This is a genomic window from Gracilibacillus xinjiangensis, from assembly GCF_042651765.1.
GTDB lineage: Bacteria > Bacillota > Bacilli > Bacillales > Amphibacillaceae > Gracilibacillus > Gracilibacillus xinjiangensis.
Genome location: NZ_JBHSDT010000008.1, coordinates 327,940 through 351,299, shown reverse-complemented (window position 1 = coordinate 351,299; position 23,360 = coordinate 327,940). Strand labels below are relative to the sequence as shown.

The window sequence follows — 23,360 nt, the reverse complement described above, 5'->3', positions numbered from 1 at the left end:
GTGCATATATCAATCCGTATGCTGAAACTTAATAAATTGCCACTTTTTTAATAGTTTATATAACATCGGAAAGAAGACAATTCCAACAATTACATTCCAGGAAATTGTAGGTAATAACCTATCAAGCAAATACTCATTCCAACCCATATTATGCATTTGAATTATATTATAAAGAAAATAGGCCAAGATGTCTGCAGTAAAAACTCCAACTATCATCATTAAAACTGTCACATAGAAGTTAGCATGTAACCATTTCATGAAATTTCTTACAATGTAAATGGCTGCAGCATAGGCGAATAAGTAAATCCCTAAAATGGGTGTATAGAGAATATCAACTAATAATCCAAAAAGGACAGCGAACAAGAAACTGTAATATGTGCTTTGACGGTCAAAGAATATCGTAATATAAATCACAAATAACAATAAAAAATGAGATACAATCTGCCACTCTGCTGGAATAAAAGACAGTTTAACTAAAATATTTGCTAAAGCACCTTCCAGTATGATGAGAAACAAACATATACATGCCAGTAAAAAGGGGATGATACGACTCATGACTCATCCACCTCTTCAGCACTTTCCGCTTCTTCTTCAGCTTCTCTAGCTAATCTATCTGCTTCTTCAGTCGTTATCATCCCACGGTCAATCACCATAACATGGTGGACAGATTCTAAATCAGCTGCGGGTTTAACATAGGCAACCTTTGTCAAAGAATAGCGACCTTCCGTTACTTCAGTCACTTCACCTATTTCCAACCCTTTCGGAAAAACTCCACCTAGCCCTGATGAAAACACATATTGCCCTGCCTGTAAATTATCGTTATTTTCATTCAATTCCAGTAATAACAGATCGGTTTGTTCATCATAACCTACGATAAATCCCGACATATCTGTCGCAGTATCCTCTTGATCAACATTGACAGAGATACGATTGGATCGATCAAAACCATTTAACAGTAAGACAGTTGAGGTAAAGGGTGAACTTGTTTGCACTTTACCAATCATACCCTCCCCTGTTATTACCGCCATATTTGGCAGTACACCATCCTGTGTGCCTTTGTTTATCGTAATTTGTTTAAACCAATTGTCTTTACTTCTGGCAACTACTGATGCCTGAATCGCGTTGAAATTTTGCAGAAAATCTGTTTCTGTCTTTCCTACTATTGCTTGTAATTCCTCTAATTCCTTAGATAGTTCCTGATTTTCGTATTCCAATTGACGGATTTCTTCTAATTGGGACTTCAATTCCTGATTCTCTGAATAGACATTTTTAATCTCATTTACATTGGAAAAAAATGTTGTGGTCCAATTAATCGGTTCATTTACTAACTGTTGCACCCAACCAACACTGTCATGAATAAAATCTTCGACCAGTGTTAAATTGCTGCGTTCTCTTAATGAAAAACCTATTATCCCTACTAAAATCATAAGAACAATAAGAAAAATAAACATATGCTTTTTCTTAAATAAAAACATGGGAACACCTGCTTAATCTGTAAAACGGTTAGTAGAGTTTTTAGATTGTGCGCGGAATTGCTCAATATATTCTAGTGACTTCCCTGTCCCAATTGCTACACTATCTAATGGTTCCTCAGCAACAAATGTAGGCATCTTCGTTTCATCACTTATTACTTCATCCAGTCCTTTTAAGAGTGCACCACCACCTGATAATACAATCCCTCTATCCATCACATCTGCAGATAGTTCCGGCGGTGTTAATTCTAACGTGTTTTTTACAGATTCTACGATTGCATCAACCGTGTCTTTTAATGCATAAGCGATTTCTTCCGATGTTATCGTAATTGTTTTTGGTAAACCTGTTAATAAATCTCTACCTCTAATATCCATTTCATCAACTTCAGTTGGTACTTTCGCTGAACCAATATCCATTTTTATTGATTCGGCAGATCTTTCACCAATCATTAAGTTATACTTACGTTTTACATATTGGATAATCGCATCATCCATGTCGTCACCGGCAGTACGGATTGATTTACTTGTAACGATACCGCCTAGTGAGATAACTGCAACCTCTGTTGTTCCCCCACCGATATCAACAATCATACTTCCTGTTGGTTCCCAAACTGGCAGTCCTGCCCCAATTGCCGCTGCAAAAGGTTCTGCAATTGGAAAGGCATCCTTAGCCCCAGCTTGTTTAGTCGCATCAATTACAGCTCGTTCTTCCACCATTGTAATACCTGATGGAACACATACCATTACATTTGGCTTCTTAGCAAATGATGAACGATTTTTTTGTGCTAACTTGATGTAATATTTCATCATTGCAGCAGTTGTATCATAGTCAGCAATAACGCCATCTTTCATTGGACGTATAACAGCAATATTTCCTGGTGTACGACCAATCATATTTCTAGCGTCACCGCCTACAGCTTCTATATCACCTGTTGATTTATTTATAGCAACAACAGAAGGTTCTCTTACAACAACACCTTTCCCTTTAATAAATACAAGGGTATTTGCAGTTCCTAGATCTATCCCCAAATCTTGCGAAAAATTAAATAATGCCAATCTTTTTCTTCCTCTCAAGCTAATTTAATAATGTTTAGTCAAGCTTAATTTTATGCTTTAATCGTCAGTCAATCAAGAATTAACCTTCTATCATTATAATATAGGCAAAATTTTTAAAAACTCCGCTATATTAATTTTGTGTCTTTATTCTACTATATACCTATATATTGGTAACGTACAATAATAAACGCCTTTATACAAGCAATTTCTTGTACAAGGCGTTTGTTTTAAGCTTGTAAATTAATTATACTTAATTTTTCACAAAATAGATAGTGTCACAAGTACCCTTTTTCTTTTAATGAAATAAATCGATGGTCCCCGATAATAATATGGTCAAGTAACTCTATTCCTATCACCTTTCCACTTTCTACCAATCGTTTAGTCACTTGGATGTCTTCCTGTGATGGAGAGGGGTCTCCAGAGGGGTGATTATGTGCACAAATGATTGATGCAGAGGATCTTTTTACAGCTTCTCTGAAAATTTCGCGAGGGTGGACAATCGATGCATTAAGACTCCCCATAAAGATGGTTTGGCGATGAATGACTTGATTTTTGGTGTTGAGAAATAGAACAACAAAATGTTCCTGTTTCAATTTGCACATTTCTTCCATTAAATAATTTGCCCCATCATCAGGGCTGCGAATGATATAACGTTCTTTATCCTGGTATTGCTGAATTCGTTTGCCCAGCTCAATAGCAGCTAATAAGTTTACTCCCTTCGCATGGCCAATCCCTTTTAATCCGATTAATTCTTCAATGGTAACATCTCTCAGTTGCCCTAAACCTTCAAAATGTCTTAACACACGCTCAGCTAATTGATAGACATTTTCATATCTCGTTCCTGTCCCGAATAGTATTGCGAGTAATTCCTGATTCGATAAATGGTCAGAGCCGAATTCTATCAACCTTTCTCGTGGTCTGTCACGTTTCGGGACTTCTTTCATTTTAACCATTTCTGTATTCATATACGGCCTCCTTCAAAAATAACGTACCTTTTTATTTTACGAAACTAATGAAGAAGCAACAAATCCCGAATTTTTCTTTTTTCATCAACCTTTGGGTAAAAATCAGCAGCAATTTCCTGCTAAAATACGTGAACTTCTATAAGTTGCTTATAGAAAAAGAATAATTATATTATTTATTAGACAACAGGGAATACTGATACCAAATTTCCAAAACGGTTAACATGTCTAATTGTTCTTTATTGCCGGCTTGTTCTATTTTTTCATTAAATGCTGTTAAGTTTGGGGAGAGATTGTCCGGTTTCGTTGTCAACCATTCTTTTAATAGCTTCATGTCGGGACTTTCGAACAATTGAGGTAATAGTGTATCAAATGATTCTAACCACTTTTTTTCACTTTCTGTAATACTAATTTCTACAGGCACTGTTGTCCATGCTTTCCCGCCATACATTTCAATATCTGTTGTAATCGATTTAAGATAATTCTTCGATGCATCACTTGTTGAATGGACAGATACAAATAGGTGGAATTGATTATCCCTTTGCCAAATCATTGCAGGTATATTGGATCCCTTTAACTCGTTTAGCAGCTGCGTTGCGGCAGATTCTGAACTGAAGACACCTGCCTGCACAACAAACGCTTGATGTGCAGCACTTTTAAAAATTGGATTATCGTTTGATTTCTCTTCTGTGTCCACGTCCTCTGATGCAGTTACAACACTATTAACTCGCTGGTTATTATCCAGACTTACTTCTTCAGGATCCATATCAACAAATATCTTTAACATAATAAATCCTAAAAAGGTACCAATAACAATTGCAGTTAAAGCAGCATAAATGAAAGAACGATAAGTTGTCCAAAAACCAGACTTGACAGGACGATGAATGGGCTGGTAGACTGGCTGGCTCTTCTCCTCATTTGTTGGCTTCTTTTCTTTTTCCAGCAAATGTTCGATAGGGTCTTTTTTCGGTTCTTGTTTTTTTTGATTTATATGAACAGATATTCTATTACTGTTTTTCAACTTGATCCCTCATTTCAGCTCTTTTCTATCACCCTATCATATAACAAATAAGATGTAAGACGAGTTTTGTCATCAAGGGATTAAAAACTTTCGCCAGGATCTGATAAACAATGTCATTAATTCCGTCCCTCATCCGAAAAGTGAAATACGATGGCGTTTTTTTTGTCAGAAAGATAAGAGAATGCTCAAACATTTCACCAATAATAGAAAGGATAAAACCAGCTATCACCATATATAAAAATGATATAGGCTGCTAATGCTAGAGAGGGGCCGAAAGGAATCGGCGTACTTTTCATCGTCTTACCCAAGATTAACAGCATGAAAGCAGTGATTAATCCAAAAACAGCTGCTAATAACAGGACAGAGAGCACTTTCGGAAAACCTACAACAAAACCTAGTAATCCTAATAATTTCATATCACCTGCCCCCATGCCGCCACTGCTTGCGAGAATAATTACAGCGATCACCCCATAACCGAATGCTGCGCCAAAAAGATTTAAGTGGAGATGATCGGGGGTATCCAGAAGGATGCTGATGGTAAACAATGGGAGAAAAAATAGCAGAATTTTATTAGGGATAATCATATACTTCCAATCTGTCATCATAATGATAGAAAACAGACTTATCAATAGAAGGGCAGTTAATAGTGCTTCTGAATGTCCAAGTACATGATAACTGAATAAAAAACCAATCCCTGAAATCAGCTCAACAATTGGGTATATTGGGGATATCTTCTGTGTACAATGTTTGCATTTTCCTTTCTGAATCGAAAAAGAGAGGAGGGGAATTAATTCTTTCCATGAAAGAGAATGATGACAATGAAGACATTTCGATCTGTTCAAGGAGAAAAACGTTCTCTCCGGTATGCGTATACCAACCACATTAAAAAAAGAGCCAAATACTAAGCCAATCATAAAAATACACACAGAGTATATTATATCCATTTAAGAAATTCACCCCCTCTCCAATAACAACTGTTATCTTTCTATGATTTCCTTGACTTTTTCTACAAAATGTAACGACCCTGTTATCAGCAATACATCTTCTTGGTCCATTTGTTGTAGTAATTCTATATAAGCAGCTTGATAATCCTTCCGGAAAACAAGGCTATTGGTCAAATCTCCTTCTGACAATGCTCTGGGGTGGTCAAATGTAGTCACAACTAACTTGCTACTAATCTGCTCAAGTAATTCAGTCATCTTACTAATTTCTTTATCTCTAAATGCACTAAATAAGATGAAAATATTTCGCTCATTCCAATATATCCTGCTTGTTTCTATTAATCGCTCGATACTTGCAACATTATGAGCACCATCAATTACAGTGAAAGGAGAGTATTTTATTACTTGCAATCGGTTATCTATCATTGCTTGCTTAAAGCCTTTCTGTAATGCTGTCCGATTAATAGACCAGCCTTTTTCCATCAGTAACTGTACTGCCATCATAGCATTTGCTGCATTATCCACTTGATGCTCCCCTATCATAGATATTTCAACAGGACTATCTCTTTTATAAGAAAATGTGAACTGCTGGGATCCTTGATTCATTTGCCAATCCTTTATCTGATAATCTTTCTTATATTGATAAACAGATGCCGTTTCTGTCTTTGCTTTTTCAAGCACCACCTTGCGAGCTTCTTCCGCTAGATCACCAATAACTACTGGCACATTTCTTTTAATAATACCTGCTTTATGTGAAGCTATTTCCGCTAAACTATCCCCTAGAAAGCCCATATGGTCATAATCCACTGTTGTAATAACAGTGACGATTGGCTCTACTCGATTTGTCACATCATCTTTCCCGCCCATACAAGTTTCCACTAATGCAATATCTGTATTATCTAAGAAATAGTGCAATGTTATGACCATTAATATTTCGTACTCGGATGGAGACATATCCAGCTCATCCATTTCTCTAATTAGTGGTAATAAATTATTTAAGATCTCAATAAATAAATGTTCGGTTATAATTTCATGATTGATCATCATATGATTTCTAATTGTTGGCAAACCCGGTGAAACAAATGTCCCAACATTGTACCCACTCTTGATTAAAACTTCTTTCATATAGGTTATAGTCGATCCTTTGCCATTCGTTCCAGCAACATGAATTGTTTTTATTTTTTTCTCCGGGTGGCCTGTTTTTTCTAACAGATAGTCAAGTCTTTCTAAACCTGGCTTGATTCCTAATTTTCTTCTCGAGGCAAAAAATAGTTCTACTTCATCAAAAGATTTCACTTTTCTCACACTTTCTTAGTTTAAATTTCTATTTAATTACTTTATGATACAGAGAGGAAGGAAAAGGGGAGATCAATTTGAACGGTTGGGTTATTTATAATGGTCATCTGGCAACAGATGCTTTTCTGCAGTTTCCTAAACAAATAATGAAAACAGGAAACAAAAAAGATATAGAAATTAAATTAGTGGCGAATAATCAATTGTGTTACAAAGCAACAAAAAACGGGGTATTTCTCGAGCATATGGAAGGATGGGAGTTGCCTTCATTTGTTATCTTTCATGATAAAGATATTGCTCTTGCTCGTCAATTAGAGTTACTCGATATTCCTGTCTACAATAGTGCTCAAAGTGTCGAGTTATGTGATAATAAAGTGATAATGTATCAACATTTAGCCAAAAATCAGCTAAATATTCCAAAAACAATTGTTGCACCAAAAATTTTCTCCAATACCAATACGATCAATTGGGAGACTTTTTTGAAATTAGCAGAAGAATTTTCTTATCCTTTTATTATTAAAGAAGGTTTTGGATCATTTGGAGAGCAAGTATACCTTATTCAAAACGAAAAAGAATATATTGCTAAACTAAAAACAATTTATGACCGGCCTTTTGTCATTCAGGAATTTGTTGAGTCAAGTTATGGTCGGGATATACGAATTTTCGTTGTTGGCGATGAAGTTGTTGCAGGACTGAAACGGAGCTCTGATGCCGACTTTCGTGCAAATGTCTATCTTGGCAGCAATGTAGAGGGATACGTGCCCACTCTTATAGAAAAAGAATTAGCAGTTTCTGCAGCAAAAGCGGTTGATGCTACCTATTGTGGTGTTGATTTATTATTCGGAGAAAATGGAGAGCCAATCATTTGTGAAGTGAACACAAATGCACATGTCGCAAATATTCTGAAGCATACCGGGGTAAATGTTGCCGAGCCGATTCTCGAACATATCCTTGCAACAAATATGTAATCCCAAAATATGAAAAAAAGAGGGAAAAGTCCAATAGCTGGACCTTCCCTCTTTTTTCTCTTATCCGAATTTATCCTTGCAGTTCTGCAATACGTGCTTGAACTTTTTTGCGCTTATCGATATAGTCCTGCTGTTTCGCTTTTTCAGCTTCCACTACCTGCTCTGGTGCTTTTTTCACAAAACCTTCATTCGATAATTTCTTATCAACACGCTCTACTTCTTTATTCAGTTTTTCTAATTCTGCTTCCAGTCGTGCCACTTCTTTGTCCACATCAATTAATCCTTCAAGCGGTAAGAAGATCTCAGCACCAGTAACCACTGCCGACATTGCTTTCTCAGGCACTTGAATATTTGTATCAATTGTCAACTCACTAGGGTTACAGAAACGATCGATATAGACACGGTTTTCTTCTAAAAGAACTTTTCCATTCTCATCACTTGCTTGAATCAGAATGGGAATTTCTTTTGATAATGGGGTATCCACTTCTGCCCGAATATTACGCACAGAGCGAATGATCGACACGAATTGCTGCATAACATGAGAAGCTTCCGGGTTAGACAGCTCCTGTTTTACTGTTGGCCAGCTTGATAGCACGATAGACTCTCCTTCGTGCGGAAGCTGTTGCCAAATCTCCTCTGTAACAAACGGCATAAATGGATGCAACATACGCATTGTATTATCCAAAACATATGCCAATACAGAACGTGTCGTTAATTTTGCTTCTTCATCCTCACCATACAATGGCAATTTCGCCATCTCAATATACCAATCACAGAAATCATCCCAAATGAAATTGTACAAGTAACGGCCAGCTTCACCGAATTCATATTTATCAACATTTCGAGTAACTTGTTCAATTGTTTCATTTAGACGTGTAAGAATCCAGTGATCTGCTACTGATTTTTTGCCTGACAAATCAATTTCTTCATATTTTAAACCATTCATATTCATTAAAGCAAAACGAGAAGCATTCCAAATTTTATTAACAAAGTTCCATGTTGACTCCACTTTTTCCCATTGGAATCGTAAATCCTGACCAGGGCTGGAACCTGTTGAAAGGAAGTAACGCAACGAGTCAGCTCCATATTTTTCAATCACTTCCATTGGGTCTACTCCATTACCAAGTGATTTACTCATTTTGCGGCCTTCCGCATCACGAACAAGTCCATGAATCAATACATCTTTAAATGGACGCTCATTATTAAATTCTTTTGATTGGAAAATCATTCGTGCAACCCAGAAAAAGATAATGTCGTATCCTGTTACAAGCGCATTTGTCGGGAAGAAGTGCTTAAAGTCTTCATCCTCCGTATTTGGCCAGTTTAATGTGGAGAATGGCCATAATGCTGAGGAGAACCATGTATCCAATACATCTGTGTCCTGCTCCCAATTATCGAGGTCTTCTGGTGCTTCTTTGCCTACATATACTTCACCTGTTTCCTTGTGATACCATGCAGGAATCCGGTGACCCCACCATAATTGACGCGAAATACACCAATCACGAATGTTCTCCATCCACCGTAAATAAGTTTTCTCAAAACGGTCTGGAACAAAATGCACTTTCTCTTCACCAGAACCTTCCTGCATCGCAACAGCGCTATCTGCAAGTGGCTGCATTTTCACAAACCATTGTGTCGATAGATATGGTTCCACTACTGCTCCGCTACGTTCTGAGTGACCAACTGAGTGCATATGGTCTTCAATTTCAAACAGAATCCCTTCTGCCTGAAGATCTTTCACAATTTGTTTACGACAATCAAAACGGTCTAGACCTTGATATTTCCCTGCATTTTCATTCATTGTGCCATCTTCATTCATAACAAGCACGCGTTCCAATTTATGGCGATTACCAATCTCAAAGTCATTTGGGTCGTGTGCTGGAGTGATTTTCACGGCACCTGATCCAAATTCCATGTCTACATAATCATCTGCAACAATTTCAATTTCACGTCCAACGATTGGCAATTTTACTTTTTTGCCAATTAAATGTTTGTAACGCTCATCTTCCGGGTGTACTGCTACAGCTGTATCCCCGAGCATTGTTTCAGGACGGGTTGTGGCAATTTCAATATGACCGGATCCATCTGCCAGTGGATATTTCATATGATAAAAATGTCCTTGCACATCTTTATAAATTACTTCAATATCGGATAAAGCAGTTTTTGTTGCAGGGTCCCAGTTAATAATATATTCCCCACGGTAAATAAGCCCTTTTTCATATAATGTTACAAAAACTTCTTTTACCGCATCTGACAGACCTTCATCTAATGTAAATCGCTCACGGGAATAGTCCAAGCCAAGACCGAGCTTAGCCCATTGCTTACGTATGAATCCAGCATATTCTTCTTTCCAGTCCCAAGCTTTTTCCAGAAACTTCTCACGCCCCAAGTCATAACGGCTAACTCCTTGCTCGCGGAGTTTTTCTTCCACTTTTGCTTGGGTTGCGATACCCGCATGGTCCATACCTGGCAGGTACAATACATCATAGCCTTGCATTCGTTTAATTCTTGTAACAATGTCTTGTAAAGTTGTATCCCAAGCGTGACCAATGTGAAGCTTTCCTGTTACGTTTGGCGGCGGAATAACAATCGTAAAAGGTTCTTTGTCCGGATTCCTTTCCGCCTCAAAAAACTTCCCATTTACCCAATAATCATAACGGCCCTTCTCAACAGCTGTCGGGTCATATTTGGGTGGTAAATTAACTTCATGTTGTTCTTTTTCTGTCATATCTAAAATCCTCCTTTAGGAAATAATGAATCATATTTGCTAAGCTTTCGAACCAAAGTAGCGGGGACACTCTATAGCTAACTTTCTTGCAGAAAAACGCTCACTTCCCAAAGCCAAACAAAAAATCCTTCCCGTCCTTGTTAGAAAGGACGAAAAGGATTGAATTTCCGTGGTACCACCTTTGTTTATAAGCAATATTAACCTGCTTACACACTCATTGATGAGATAACGGTTCATCCGGCTTTACCTACTATCCGTTCAATAAAGCTGCATCTGAGGCTACCTTCCTGCACCTTTTCCCGAAAAAACCTTTCAGCCTGTGGGTTTTCCTCTCTAACGATAAGTATGCAGTACTCTTCCTCGTCATTGCATGTAACAATTTGATTATATGTTATTTTATCCAAAAACACGTACGAACGTCAAGGAAAATTATATCTTCAATTGCGCCCTTTTGTTGAAAAATGTTTTATAGCCGAAATACAGAAAAATAATGACAGATAATGAGACACTCCCAGTTATCCCTAACATGATCGCTATTTGGTATTTAATGGCATCGAGCGGACTCGCACCTGATAAGATAACGCCTGTCATCATCCCCGGTAAGAAAACAATCCCCATACCAACCATACTGTTAATCGTTGGCAGTATTGCTGAGTCAAACGCATGGTTTACGATCCCCTGGGAAGCCTGATTTGGTGTAGCACCAAGCATTAAGGCAGCTTCTATTTCTTTTTTTCTTGAAGAAAAACCTTCAATTAATGCACTTACACCAAGTGTAATGCCTGTCATTGAGTTTCCTATCAACATCCCTGCAATAGGGATAAAATAGCGAGGATCATACCATGGGGAAAATTGAACAACAACAAAATCAAAATATAAGAAAGCAAACAATGTACCAGAAACCATTGCAATCGCAATTATTTTTTTTAATTGGGAACTCATTTCTTTTTTTGCCCGTTTATAAATGTTGTATACTGCAAAAGTTTCCATTAATAATAGAACAATAACAGAATAAATCCAATTTTCATTTTCGAAAATATATGTTAATAGATAGCCAACTAAGACCAATTGAATGGTCATACGAAGTGTTGCAATAACAATTTCTTTTTCACGGGGAATTTTACGCCACCGGACAATCGCAAGGAGGAGAACAATAAAAACATAGGCTGTGATAAGTTGCCATAAAGTAATATCTAACATTCCATTCATGTGTTTGCTCTCCTCTTTGCAGAAATATCTTTCATATAGAGCGTCTCATCCGCATATTTTTCAGCAACTTCTTTGGAATGTGTCACAAGCACAGCTGTTTTTCCCTTTTCCTTTAGGAAGTTTCTAAATTGATCCATAACTTTTGTTTCTGTTTCCTCATCCAACGCTGAAGTTGGCTCATCCAACAAATATACTTCTGCATCCATCAGCATCACCCTTCCGAAAGCGACACGCTGCTTTTCCCCGCCTGATAACTTATCCGCATTATCATCTAATTTCTTCTCTAAACGTAATTTCTTAAGTAATTGGTCCAGCTTACGATCATCAACCAGATCATTTCCAGTAAATTTTAACCCAATTAAAAGATTATCACGAACTGTGCCCTCAAACATGATTGGATCCTGTCCAAGCATTGTGACTTTCTTGCGTAATTCCACTGGATCATAATTGCTCAGCAACTCTTTATTATACAATACCTTGCCACTATCTTCTGTCAACATTCCATTTAACATCTTCAATAAAGTGGATTTACCACTCCCACTTTCACCAAATAAGCAAATAATTTTTTGGTCATGAATCTCTAATTTTTCAATATGTAAAATATCCTTAAATTGAACATTATGAAGCTCGAACAATGCTCATCCACCCCCTATAAGCGTTAGTATACTACAACAGACTGCATAAAATGTAAAAGAGTAGATACAAAAATGTATCTACCCTGCGATTTAACGAAAATCCCGCTTATCTTCTAATTTTCTTGAGACAAAAACATATGCCATTGTTGCAACAGCTGTTAGTAATGTATAGAATAGCGTATTCTTCATCTAAATACCTCCCTTATTAAAATGGACGGAATTTACCTTTTTTCAATACAAATGTTGGGCCGCCAACCATAAATAAATATCGATCATCAATCACATGTTTCATTACTTTTGCCTGCATTCCGTACAATTTCTGTCCATCAAATACCGTACCCATTGCTTCACTGCCACCCAATGATGCAACAGTACCTTTATTATCATAGACAAATTCCTGTAATGTTCCGCCAAAAATTAATGTGCGGATATTATGTGCACAAACATCTGCTTCCTGGATCGCAATTTGAGCAGTTGCAGGGTATGGTCGGCCTGTTTCTTTATTAGTAACCCAAGCGCAATCACCTAATATAAATACGTCATCATAGCCTGGTGCTCGTAACATTGGATCAACGTTTACTCTGCCTTTTGTTATTTCGAAACCAGCCTCTCCAACAATACTATTTGCTTGTACTCCGCCAGTCCAGACAAATGTACCTGCTTTTATTTCTTCTTTGTCATCTCCGACAATGATCGAGTCTTCCTTCACTTCTTTAATCATTGTAGATGTGCGAATTTCTACACCTCTTCTTGTTAGAGATTCTTTCGCATATTCTAATAAGTCTTCGTCAAAACCTGGAAGAATGGATGGTGCTGCTTCGATATTTATTATCTTTGCACGGTGTCTCGGGATATCATATTTTTTACATAGTAATGGTACACGCTCTGCCAGCTCTCCAACAAACTCTATTCCGGTAAAACCTGCTCCTCCCACGATAATTGTTAACATATCATCAGAAGGATTTTCTTCTGTTTTATAACGGGAAAATTGATATTCAATATGATCACGAATCATTCTGCTTTTATCAACTGTCTGAATAGTAAAAGCATGCTCCATTCCTGGTATACCAAATGTTGCTTTTTCAAATCCTAAACCAATAACTAAATAATCATAATCTAATGTACTATTTTCTAATTCCACTTGTTTATTCTCTGTATGAATCTTCTTCACTGTATCTTGGACAAAGTTTACTCTTCTCGTATTAATCACATCTGAGATCATAATACGGGAGCGATTCACATCGATTGTTCCTGCAGCAACCTCATGGAGCCAAGTTGTCTGGTAATGATAATTATGTTTATTGACAAGTGTTATTTCCACTTCCTCTGGGGCAAATTGCTGTATTAATCGTTTAGTTGTCATCATGCCTGCATATCCTGCACCTAGTATTACGATACGTGGAATGGTAGTAGTCAAAATCATTCATCCTTCCTTAAAGATGTTTATTCAATCCTATACTCCGCTAGTTTCTGTCATTCATTAATCTAATATGTATTTTTTCTAGTACAGTATATCAAATCGTTGAAATGACTTCCAATAATCGCATGTTATGAGACTCTCTTAGATTTTCATTTGCTATAAAAACGGAAAACACTCCACCCTAACTAATCATCGTTATTGATCAGCCCGAATAAAGTGTCATATATAAACATCTATAGTTACTACCCTATTTCTTTAATGGTAGATTTCTCTTTTTCTAAGAATTCTCGAATTTTTTCAGCAGATAATCCTGCTTCTTTTGCCTTTAGTATCAGGTAGATCCATTCGTAATCCATTTGTGTTGTTTTTTCCATCTTTATTATATCCTCCCAAAATACATACGTGTACTTCAGGCAGCTCAGCCATCCGTTTAATAATCGAAGAGAGACGGACCTGTAGCTTTGCGTCCCTATTTTACAATAGGTTTGCCATTAACTGAAATTAATGTTTCATCTCTCTATCTAAAGTAGAATTGATCCGATTATCATTCTCTTAACCTGTTGAGAACTGTGTAATAGTTGAATATTTACTTAATCCCCCCCAGTATAGTCATCAATTGTGAAAGCTACTCACAAATAATATTTATATTAATATTCTACATTTCTTCCCATTCTCCTTCTTTTTAATTAAAAGTTTCTAACTTTTCTACCTTTTTTTAACTAATATGCACTAATCAGCAAGTTTATGCATAGAATAAACCAATGATAAATTACCTAACATTTAATTTTGGGGTGATTATATGGGCCGATATTATCGTTACCGTTTGCCACCATGGGCACGTGAATGTATTATTGTCTGTGAGAAATGCATCTTACCAATAGTAATTTTCCAAAGTATAAGAACCATTTTTATTCCCACGACATTTGATGTATTGTTACTAGGAATTTTAATTGCAATATTAATCGCTTTCCAATTAGAATGGATCTAATCCTCTTTCTGGTTAACTTGTAGTGTTGGGTAGAGTAATTGTTCTAATTGATTGGAAAATAGCAACTGGCGATATAACCTTTCCAGTTGTGCAGATTTTCTAATCTCCCCAATCTGCGGACTATTCACATAGTCGGATAGTAAAGTAAAATATGGATCTAAATCTAGTAAATCAAAAATTAACTCACACTTATCATCATCATGAAACGAAACGTACTGAAAGTAAATTAATAATCCGTCAAACGCTTTCTTCATATCACAATCGTGATTAGTGAATAGACTTTTTAAATAGGTGGCAACATCACGTGCAGGTATGTCCATTCGTGCATATTCCCAGTTAAGAAAGTAAGTAGTATCATCTATTAAGACATAATGTGATGGAGTTAAATTACCGTGACATAACACGACTTTTCTATTTTGTTTCTCTTTTAATAAATCTAAATAAATATATTGCCATCTCTCTTTCACTTGTAAGATCCATTCCAGATCCCTGTAATGCATACATGCTTGAAGCTCAAATGGGGACATATACCGTTTCGATTCAAAATAGCGAATATAATGTAATAGTTCTTCTTTTTTTCTTTTAATATCCTTATCATCATATGGTCCTATCCCTGTTAATTGGTCTGTTGAATGATTTATTTCAATATGCTGGATTGTGGTCCCATGTAATTTCCCTAACCCATGGAATGAGGCAATCCATTCATCTGTCAAACGGTCACTTCGATAACCTTCTACCCACGGTGTCAGCAGTATAACCTGGCCTTCCAACATATAATAAGGAGAATTATCTTTCGTTAAAATAACTGGAACAAAGCCATACACATGCCTTTCATAAATATAATGATAAACCGCATTCCAATGACCAAGCTGATCTTCTGTCAAAGCACTGAATTTCAAACAATAATTTTGGTGATTTGCAATAAGTTTATATACCCGGTCAGAGATTTGTTCGATATAATTCGGCTGTATATTGTATGCGTCAAATATTTGTTGCCATTCCATATGAAATCCTCCTATCATCACTAATTTAAGGAAAGCTTATCTTACTACGAAGCCAACTCCTCAAGTTATTGGTCCTTTCATACATTGCTCACTGCAAAGAAAAAAATCCCTAGATTTTAGGGATTGTATTTTTAGTCCGTTGAAGCAACTGGAATATAAATTAATTGGCCTGAAGTCAGATCTTCATCTTCCAATTGATTTGTTCGCATTATTTGCCTTGTGGTGACATTATACCTTTCTGCGATGGACTGCATCTGATCAGCTGGCTGAACAATATATAATTTTAATTTCGTATAGGCCATTTCCTCTTCTTCACTAAAAATATTTAATAAGTAGGAAGTATCATCGACATCCGCTCGAGCTTGCACACGTAAACGGTCTTCTTTAACTTCTTCCACCAATTCCTCTGCTTCTTCGACTTCTTCAGTTTGTTCCTCAATTTCTGTCTCATCCACTGCCTCTTCTGTCCCACCACTTTCATAACTGATGTTGTCGCGCGGCTCTTCTGTTTGATTTTCACCCTTGTCTTCATTATCTTCAAATAATGATACAATCTCTGCTGTTTCTTCGTTACTTTCTTCTTCGTTCTCTTCCAATTCTCTTTCTTCATTTACAACAAATTCAAAGCTTTCTTCTTGCTCTTCCTTTGTCACAGTTGAATCTTCTTTTGTTTCAAAGCGTGGAAGCAGTTCCGTTTCTTCTGGTGCAATTACTTCTTCTTTTTCTTGGCTTAATCCTTTAATTACAAGAACTGCTTCGATATTTAAGCATTTTGCTGATTGAATGGCATAATCGAAATGATCAACATCCACTGCCACTTCACTCGTCTGATTCACTCGTTCCATCGGGATGGAAATATCCATAACAAATTTATGATTGAATTCACAAATATCGTCTGACATCACTTCAATTCTTTCCACAACTTGGCCATTAATTTCTTCTTCTTCTTCTTCACCTCTTTCTTCACTTGGAATATACTCGCCCTTTAGTTCCATCACCCCTCTAATGGATAGCGTATCCCCTATTTCTTCAATTGAAAGAACAGGTTCCAGGCCAATTCCTAACATTTCTTTGATTGGGTAATCATTATGAAATGTTATATTTTCATTAAGTGTGAATGTATAAGAATCTTGCAACATAGTTCCCCCTTCCATTATGTTCAAACGAACTCGCATTCTTTAAAATATATGAAGCAATGGAAAGGAATATGAATAAAAAAGCTTGTCGACCCTTTTTCAGATCAACAAGCTTTGTTTTAATTATTCGCTATTTTGGCAAATGCTTTTTCCGCTGCCTTGATTGTTTTTTCAATGTCTTCAGCTGAATGTGCTGTAGATAAGAATAACCCTTCAAATTGTGATGGTGGTAAGAAAATGCCTTCTTCCGCCATTGTACGGTAATATGTCGCGAATCGCTCGACATCAGAACCAGAAGCTGTTTCATAATTCACAACTTCCGTATCTGCAAAGAATACACCAACCATTGAACCTGCCCGGTTAATTTGCAATGAAATACCGTATTTATCTGCTGCAGCTCTATATCCCTCAACTAAACGGTCTACTTTTTGATTAATCGAAGCATACTCAGATTCTGTCATGGCTTTTAATGTTTCTAAACCAGCAGTCATCGCAAGCGGGTTTCCTGATAATGTTCCTGCCTGATAAATATCGCCCACAGGTGCAATTCTTTCCATTATCTCTCGTTTACCACCATACGCTCCAACTGGCAGTCCGCCACCAATTACTTTGCCTAAACATGTAAGGTCAGGGGTGACACCAAAATGTCCCTGTGCACAATTGTAGCCGACCCGAAACCCTGTCATAACTTCATCAAAAATTAATAAAGATTCATTTTCTGTCGTAATCTCACGCAATTGTTGTAAAAATCCTTCCTGCGGCGGCACAACCCCCATATTTCCAGACACTGGTTCCACAATAATTGCAGCAATATCTTCACCAAATTCACGAAAAGCATACCGTACACTTTCGATATCATTATACGGGACAGTGATGGTATGCTTGGCAACACTTTCAGGTACACCCGGGCTATCGGGTAAGCCAAGTGTTGCCACACCTGAGCCGGCTTTAATTAATAAAGAATCGCCATGACCATGGTAATTCCCCTCAAATTTCAATATTTTATTACGACCGGTATATCCGCGTGCCAGTCTTAATGCACTCATTGTTGCTTCCGTACCTGAGTTAACCATGCGCACCATTTCAATTGATGGCACACGATCGATAACAAGCTGGGCTAATTCATTTTCAAGCAATGTCGGTGCACCAAAACTTGTCCCCTTTTCAGCAACTGCTTTCAGTTTAGACACGACTCGATCGTCTGCATGCCCTAAAATTAGCGGCCCCCAGCTTAGGACATAATCGATATATTCATTACCGTCGATATCAAAGATTCTGGATCCTTTTCCATGATCCATAAATATCGGATTCATACCAACTGATTTGAATGCACGCACTGGTGAATTAACACCACCTGGTAATAAATCCACCGATTCCTTGTATGCATCAATTGACTTCTGATAAGCTACCATTCCTTGTTACCTCCTCTTATTTTTGCTGCAGCCATTTTGCTGCATCTTTAGCAAAATAGGTGATAATAATATCAGCACCTGCTCGTTTCATGCTAGTCAGTTTCTCTAATACAATGGCTTGTTCATCAACCCAGCCATTAAGGCTAGCTGCTTTCACCATCGAATATTCGCCACTAACATTATAAGCAACAACAGGGACAGGATGTGTATTTTTCACATCACGGATAATGTCCATATAGGAAAGTGCTGGTTTAACGATAAGGAAATCAGCACCCTCCTCTATATCCGATTGAGCTTCACGCATTGCTTCCAACCGATTAGCTGGATCCATTTGGTAGGTCTTTCGATCACCAAATTGTGGTGTACTGTCCGCAGCATCTCGAAATGGACCATAAAAAGCAGACGCATATTTAACTGCATATGACATGACTGGAATGTGCTCAAATCCTGATTCATCAAGTCCTTGGCGAATCTCTTTAACAAATCCATCCATCATATTCGATGGGGCAATAATATCTGCTCCAGCTTGTGCTTGCGTAACAGCCGTTTTCACATGTAAAGGTAAGGATGCATCATTGTCGACATCGCCATTATGTATGACACCACAATGTCCATGGGACGTGTATTCACATAAACAGGTATCTGCAATGATTAATAAATCAGATGTTTTCTGTTTAATTTGGCGTATTGCCTTTTGGACAATACCTTGCGGATCATATGCGCCAGATCCTAGTTCGTCCTTTTCCTTCGGTACCCCAAATAACAGTACTGATGGAATTCCAAGTTTCAGCAACTCTTCTACTTCATCATCTAAATAATCTAATGAAATTTGAAATACTCCTGGCATGGAACTTACTTCATTCTTTACATTCTCCCCTTCGACAACGAATAAGGGATAAACTAAATCGTCTGTTTTCAACTCCGTTTCTCTAACAAATGACCGCATTGTCACTGAATTCCGTAATCTTCGGTGACGTTTAAACTCTGTCATTCTTTTCACCGTCCTTTATATAATCAATCAATGTATCAACCATTGCTTCTATTGTATATTTCTCCGGATAAATCACATATCTAAATTGCTGTGTGACTAATTCTTCTGCTGTTGTTTTCCCAATAGCAACACATACTGTATTCTTTTTTATTTTGGTAATCATTTCAGCTTCAGCAAACTTCACAAATGCTTTCACAGTTGATGGACTAGTAAATAAACATGCTCCGATACCATTCTCCAAATACTGCTGTAATGTTTCCTTTGCATCCACATTTTCTATTGTACGATAAACAACCAATTTATCAAAAGAAACGCCATTTTCTGATAACAATTGAGGGATTTCTTCACGAGCATTTTCCCCACATATAATTGTTACACGTTGTTTGGTGCCGTATTTTGCGATAAATTCGCGGACCATTGTCATACCGCTATATTCAGTTGGTTGAAAATCAACTTTATATCCTCGTTTTTCTAAAGCAACAGAAGTCTTCTCACCAACCGACGCGATTTTCTGATGTAATGAAATACCGAGTTGTTTCCGATAATCTTCAAAAAAAGTTACTGTATTACTACTCGTAAAAAAAAGCCAATCCGTCTTCCGTTGCAGTCGTGTATGTGTATCATTCACATCCTGTAAAACGATTGGCTCAAACTGGAGCATTGGAGCAATACAGGCAGTTCCGCCAGCGCTTTCGATAAGTTCAGCTAATGGCTGTGCCTGATGCTCCTCTCTTGTTATTAAAACTCGTTGACCTTGTAAAGGCTTGATCATCCTTGTTCATTCTCTTCTCGAGCTTGATCAACTAGCTGTTGCGCTCCTTTTGCTTTTAACTTCTCTGCAGCTTCCTGGCCAACTGCAACAGGATCAGTCCCGCGAATTACTTCTTTTAATACCGTCTTGCCATCACTGCTTGCAACAAGGGCTGTTAAGACGATTTCACCGTCTGCTAAATAGGCATACCCGCCAATTGGAACTTGGCAGCCTCCATTTAGTAAATGAAGAAATGTTCTTTCAGCTGTTACCGTTTGTTCTGTATATTGATCATTAATTTTCTGCAATAGTTCCAACAGTTCCTGATCATCTTCACGACACTCTATTGCTAATGCACCTTGCCCAACAGCCGGCACACAAATTTCCGGTTCAAGATATTGTGTAACAATGTCTTCACTCCAGCCCATCCGTTTCATTCCGGCAGAAGCAAGAATAATTGCATCAAAGTTCTCTTCTTTTAATTTTCTTAAACGTGTTTCTATATTTCCACGGATCCATTGAATCTCCAGATCAGGTCGTTCCGCAAGAATCTGAGATCCTCGACGAAGACTGCTTGTTCCAACTATTGCTCCACCTGGTAAGTCTTCTAACTTAATATGATCATTGGAGATAAATGCATCACGATGATCTTCACGAACAGGAATGGAACCAATGATTAAGCCATCAGGCATTACTGCAGGCATATCTTTCATGCTATGCACAGCAAAATCAATTTCTTTATCATACATTGCTTTTTCAATCTCTTTAACAAACAGCCCTTTACCACCAACTTTAGATAGTGTCACATTAAGAATTTGGTCACCTTTTGTTACAATTTTTTTAATTTCAAACGAATATTTATCTCCCGTATGTTTCTTCAGTTGTTCAATAACCCACTCTGATTGGGTTAATGCTAAATTACTGCGTCTTGAACCTACAACAATCTTACGCACAATAAAAGCTCCCTTCAATGTCTATACATGAAAATTTGATAATGTATTAAATAAGAAAAAATTAATTAGTAGTAAACAAAATGCAATGACATTAAATAACAAAATTGGTTTTCCTCTATAGTTTCCTCGAGTCCTGCTATATAAATACATCGCATAAATAATAAACACAAGAATCGAACCAACCGTTTTGCTATCTCCCCAGTAGAATGTTGTATCAGTCACATAAGCCCATACAACGCCGAGAATAATAGACAAGAGTAACATTGGCTCAGCTAATACGATCAAATGAAACGCTCTTCTCTCTAATCCTTCTAAGTCTCGAAACCTTCTCAGCCATTTATAGCCTTTTTTAGCTTTCAAAAACTTATATTGTGTTAAATACAAACACGCGAGTACAAATGATATCGTAAACAGCCCATATGAAATTAATGCTAAAACAATATGAGCATATAATAATTCATTTAACATACTTGGGATTTGACTGGAGTCATTTATTTGGACAGAACGCAATGTATGAATCAGCATCACAAGAAACCCAAATACACTCATGAAAAACATAAAGAACTCCAGCTTAAAAAAGCGATGCACTACCAACGAGAATGTTACAACAATCCAGGCATACGTATATAAACCATCATTAAATGTCTGGATTGGTAATGACGCTGTTTGAACCATTTCTTTTAATAAAAAAATGGTTTGAAGAACCCAAACCATTGCAAGGAACCAGAAAGCGATTCGATTCGCTTTCCGGTTATGGAATAAAAAATCTATAAAATAAAATACGACACTTACAGCATACAAAAGCAGTATACTTTCATGAAGCAATCTTTCTAGAGCCATAAAGGAATACCATCCTCTTAATGTGTAGAAACATTTTGTAATTTTCGGTAAGCTTTTTCATTTGATTTTTCGAATGAAATTATTTTATCTACATTATTTTCCACTTTATCTTCAATATCAAAAATCTTTTTAAATAAAGCTAATGCCTCATCCGCATCTTTTTGACCAGCTAACTCTTTTGCTTGTAATATTGGTTGTTTCAACATTTGGTTAACAATACTTTTTGTATGTTTATTGAGTACTTTTCGTTCACGTTCCGTTAAGTTAGGCATTTTGCGTTCAATACTTTGCATTGTTTCTTGTTGAATGGACAATGCTTGTTCTCTTAAAGCAGTAATGATTGGTACAACACCTAATGTTTGTAACCATGTGTTAAACCCAACAATTTCTGCTTCGATCCAGATCTCAATCTCTTCTGCCGCTTCTTTTCTTGCTTCCAGGTTGGCATCAACTACTGTATGCAAGTCATCAATATCATATAAGAAAACATTATCTGTTTCTGAAAGTGCTGGATCAAGGTCCCGGGGAACCGCAATATCGACTAAAAACAGTGGTCTGCCTTTTCTTTTCTTCTCGATTTGCTTATAATTTTCTTTCGTAATAATATAATCCTCAGAACCAGTCGAACTAATTACAATATCTGCTTCAGTCAATGTTTCATTTAATTCTTCTATCGATTTCGCAACACCATTAAATTGGGCAGCTAGCTGTACTGCCTTCTCCATCGTCCGATTGACAACAGTTACCTTATTTACGCCTGAACCAAATAAGTTTTTGGCAGCTAATTCACCCATTTTTCCTGCACCAATGATGACCACATGTTTATCATGAAGGTCTGTAAAGATTTTCTTTGCTAATTCAACTGCTGCATAACTTACTGAAACAGCATTTTCATTAATATTAGTTTCTCTCTGGCTTCTTTTCCCGATCGTAATGGCTTGCTTAAACAATTCGTTTAAAATCGTCCCTGTTACCCCATTATTTTGAGCTTGAAAAAAAGCTTCTTTTACTTGCCCTAAAATTTGTGTTTCGCCCATAATCATCGATTCTAAACCACAGCTCACACGAAACAGATGTTCCACTGCTGCTTCATTTTCATAAATGATTAAATGTGGTGCAAACACTTCTTTTTCAATACCAAACCAGTCTGCTAAAAACTGCTTTATAAAATAACGACCTGTATGAAGTTGATCAACAACTGCATAGATTTCGGAACGATTGCAAGTAGAAATAATGACGTTTTCTAATATGCTTTTTCGACCTTTTAATTCTGTCATTGCTTCTACAAGCATATCTTCACGAAAAGCTAGCTTTTCCCTTACTTCAACAGGTGCTGTTCTATAATTTATTCCTGCTGTTATGATATGCACAATATCTACCCCCAAAAAAACAAAAGCCTAACTACGCTTATATTCGTATTATAACATGTTTTCTTTGTTAAATCGTGATCATTTTATGAACAGTCATCATAAAATTGTGTTAGAATGTTGATGTTCTATATTTTCTATCTTTAAGTCATAGATACTTTATCACATTTAACACATTATATCAAGTAATGAATATAAATTAATAATTATTTT

At 36.9% G+C, this 23,360-nt stretch carries 22 protein-coding genes, 1 riboswitch and 1 other annotated feature; of the genes, 2 read left to right on the top strand and 20 right to left on the bottom strand.

Annotated features, from left to right (window positions below; genetic code table 11):
* Window positions 1–9: 9 nt before the first annotated feature.
* The 7 genes from mreD to ACFOY7_RS12895 all read right to left on the bottom strand — a co-directional run bounded on the left by mreD (window position 10) and on the right by ACFOY7_RS12895 (window position 6,748).
* Complete coding sequence (gene mreD, locus ACFOY7_RS12925; RefSeq protein WP_390252509.1) at window positions 10–555, bottom strand: rod shape-determining protein MreD; 546 nt, start codon at window positions 553–555, stop codon at window positions 10–12.
* Window positions 552–1,475 (bottom strand): rod shape-determining protein MreC, encoded by a 924-nt coding sequence (mreC, locus tag ACFOY7_RS12920; protein WP_390252508.1) that lies wholly within the window; start codon window positions 1,473–1,475, stop codon window positions 552–554. The genes mreD and mreC overlap by 4 nt, the downstream gene beginning before the upstream one ends.
* A gap of 12 nt (window positions 1,476–1,487) precedes the next feature.
* Window positions 1,488–2,528 (bottom strand): rod shape-determining protein, encoded by a 1,041-nt coding sequence (locus tag ACFOY7_RS12915; RefSeq protein WP_390252507.1) that lies wholly within the window; start codon window positions 2,526–2,528, stop codon window positions 1,488–1,490.
* A gap of 275 nt (window positions 2,529–2,803) precedes the next feature.
* Entirely contained in the window at window positions 2,804–3,493 is a 690-nt protein-coding gene (radC, locus tag ACFOY7_RS12910; RefSeq protein ID WP_390252506.1) for a RadC family protein, read from the bottom strand.
* A 169-nt stretch (window positions 3,494–3,662) separates the two neighbouring features.
* Window positions 3,663–4,511, bottom strand: a complete 849-nt coding sequence (locus ACFOY7_RS12905) for a hypothetical protein (protein WP_390252505.1) — start codon at window positions 4,509–4,511, stop codon at window positions 3,663–3,665.
* 194 nt (window positions 4,512–4,705) lie between these two features.
* Window positions 4,706–5,455 (bottom strand): prepilin peptidase, encoded by a 750-nt coding sequence (locus ACFOY7_RS12900; RefSeq protein WP_390252504.1) that lies wholly within the window; start codon window positions 5,453–5,455, stop codon window positions 4,706–4,708.
* Window positions 5,456–5,488: 33 nt separating this feature from the next.
* Window positions 5,489–6,748 (bottom strand): bifunctional folylpolyglutamate synthase/dihydrofolate synthase, encoded by a 1,260-nt coding sequence (locus ACFOY7_RS12895; RefSeq protein ID WP_390252503.1) that lies wholly within the window; start codon window positions 6,746–6,748, stop codon window positions 5,489–5,491.
* Window positions 6,749–6,825: 77 nt separating this feature from the next.
* On the opposite strand from ACFOY7_RS12895, the gene ACFOY7_RS12890 reads away from it, so the two are divergent.
* A complete protein-coding gene (locus ACFOY7_RS12890) occupies window positions 6,826–7,713 on the top strand; it encodes an ATP-grasp domain-containing protein (protein WP_390252502.1) in 888 nt (295 codons plus the stop codon).
* A 70-nt stretch (window positions 7,714–7,783) separates the two neighbouring features.
* Here the strand turns inward: ACFOY7_RS12890 and ACFOY7_RS12885 are convergent, their stop codons facing one another.
* The 5 genes from ACFOY7_RS12885 to ACFOY7_RS12865 form a co-directional block, all read right to left on the bottom strand.
* Window positions 7,784–10,441 carry a valine--tRNA ligase gene (locus tag ACFOY7_RS12885; RefSeq protein ID WP_390252501.1) on the bottom strand — a complete coding sequence of 886 codons (2,658 nt, stop codon included), beginning with the start codon at window positions 10,439–10,441 and terminating at the stop codon, window positions 7,784–7,786.
* A 142-nt stretch (window positions 10,442–10,583) separates the two neighbouring features.
* Window positions 10,584–10,817: a binding site (T-box leader), on the bottom strand.
* Window positions 10,818–10,870: 53 nt separating this feature from the next.
* The gene (locus ACFOY7_RS12880; protein WP_390252500.1) at window positions 10,871–11,650 is read right to left on the bottom strand and encodes an ABC transporter permease; all 780 of its coding nucleotides are present in this window, start codon (window positions 11,648–11,650) and stop codon (window positions 10,871–10,873) included.
* Window positions 11,647–12,285, bottom strand: a complete 639-nt coding sequence (locus ACFOY7_RS12875; RefSeq protein ID WP_390252499.1) for an ABC transporter ATP-binding protein — start codon at window positions 12,283–12,285, stop codon at window positions 11,647–11,649. The genes ACFOY7_RS12880 and ACFOY7_RS12875 overlap by 4 nt, the downstream gene beginning before the upstream one ends.
* Before the next feature lie 205 nt (window positions 12,286–12,490).
* A complete protein-coding gene (locus ACFOY7_RS12870; protein ID WP_390252498.1) occupies window positions 12,491–13,708 on the bottom strand; it encodes an NAD(P)/FAD-dependent oxidoreductase in 1,218 nt (405 codons plus the stop codon).
* A gap of 239 nt (window positions 13,709–13,947) precedes the next feature.
* The gene (locus ACFOY7_RS12865; protein ID WP_390252497.1) at window positions 13,948–14,079 is read right to left on the bottom strand and encodes an anti-repressor SinI family protein; all 132 of its coding nucleotides are present in this window, start codon (window positions 14,077–14,079) and stop codon (window positions 13,948–13,950) included.
* Window positions 14,080–14,114: 35 nt separating this feature from the next.
* A riboswitch (cyclic di-GMP riboswitch) is annotated at window positions 14,115–14,205 on the bottom strand.
* Window positions 14,206–14,504: 299 nt separating this feature from the next.
* Here ACFOY7_RS12865 and ACFOY7_RS12860 point away from each other — a divergent pair.
* On the top strand, window positions 14,505–14,693 hold the full coding sequence (locus ACFOY7_RS12860; protein WP_390252496.1) for a hypothetical protein: 189 nt from the start codon (window positions 14,505–14,507) through the stop codon (window positions 14,691–14,693).
* Here ACFOY7_RS12860 and ACFOY7_RS12855 read toward each other — a convergent pair.
* The 8 genes from ACFOY7_RS12855 to hemA form a co-directional block, all read right to left on the bottom strand.
* The gene (locus ACFOY7_RS12855; protein ID WP_390252495.1) at window positions 14,690–15,697 is read right to left on the bottom strand and encodes a phosphotransferase; all 1,008 of its coding nucleotides are present in this window, start codon (window positions 15,695–15,697) and stop codon (window positions 14,690–14,692) included. The genes ACFOY7_RS12860 and ACFOY7_RS12855 overlap by 4 nt on opposite strands.
* 131 nt (window positions 15,698–15,828) lie before the next feature.
* A complete protein-coding gene (gene spoVID, locus ACFOY7_RS12850; protein ID WP_390252494.1) occupies window positions 15,829–16,833 on the bottom strand; it encodes a stage VI sporulation protein D in 1,005 nt (334 codons plus the stop codon).
* A 119-nt stretch (window positions 16,834–16,952) separates the two neighbouring features.
* Window positions 16,953–18,245, bottom strand: coding sequence for a glutamate-1-semialdehyde 2,1-aminomutase (gene hemL, locus ACFOY7_RS12845; protein WP_390252493.1), 1,293 nt, complete (start codon window positions 18,243–18,245; stop codon window positions 16,953–16,955).
* A 16-nt stretch (window positions 18,246–18,261) separates the two neighbouring features.
* Window positions 18,262–19,236 carry a porphobilinogen synthase gene (gene hemB, locus ACFOY7_RS12840; protein ID WP_390252492.1) on the bottom strand — a complete coding sequence of 325 codons (975 nt, stop codon included), beginning with the start codon at window positions 19,234–19,236 and terminating at the stop codon, window positions 18,262–18,264.
* The gene (locus tag ACFOY7_RS12835; protein ID WP_390252491.1) at window positions 19,223–20,008 is read right to left on the bottom strand and encodes a uroporphyrinogen-III synthase; all 786 of its coding nucleotides are present in this window, start codon (window positions 20,006–20,008) and stop codon (window positions 19,223–19,225) included. Before ACFOY7_RS12835 ends, hemB begins: the two co-directional genes overlap by 14 nt.
* On the bottom strand, window positions 20,005–20,940 hold the full coding sequence (gene hemC, locus ACFOY7_RS12830; RefSeq protein ID WP_390252490.1) for a hydroxymethylbilane synthase: 936 nt from the start codon (window positions 20,938–20,940) through the stop codon (window positions 20,005–20,007). The genes ACFOY7_RS12835 and hemC overlap by 4 nt, the downstream gene beginning before the upstream one ends.
* Before the next feature lie 21 nt (window positions 20,941–20,961).
* The gene (locus tag ACFOY7_RS12825; protein ID WP_390252489.1) at window positions 20,962–21,780 is read right to left on the bottom strand and encodes a cytochrome C assembly family protein; all 819 of its coding nucleotides are present in this window, start codon (window positions 21,778–21,780) and stop codon (window positions 20,962–20,964) included.
* A 17-nt stretch (window positions 21,781–21,797) separates the two neighbouring features.
* Complete coding sequence (hemA, locus tag ACFOY7_RS12820) at window positions 21,798–23,150, bottom strand: glutamyl-tRNA reductase (protein WP_390252488.1); 1,353 nt, start codon at window positions 23,148–23,150, stop codon at window positions 21,798–21,800.
* Between the last annotated feature and the right edge of the window lie 210 nt (window positions 23,151–23,360).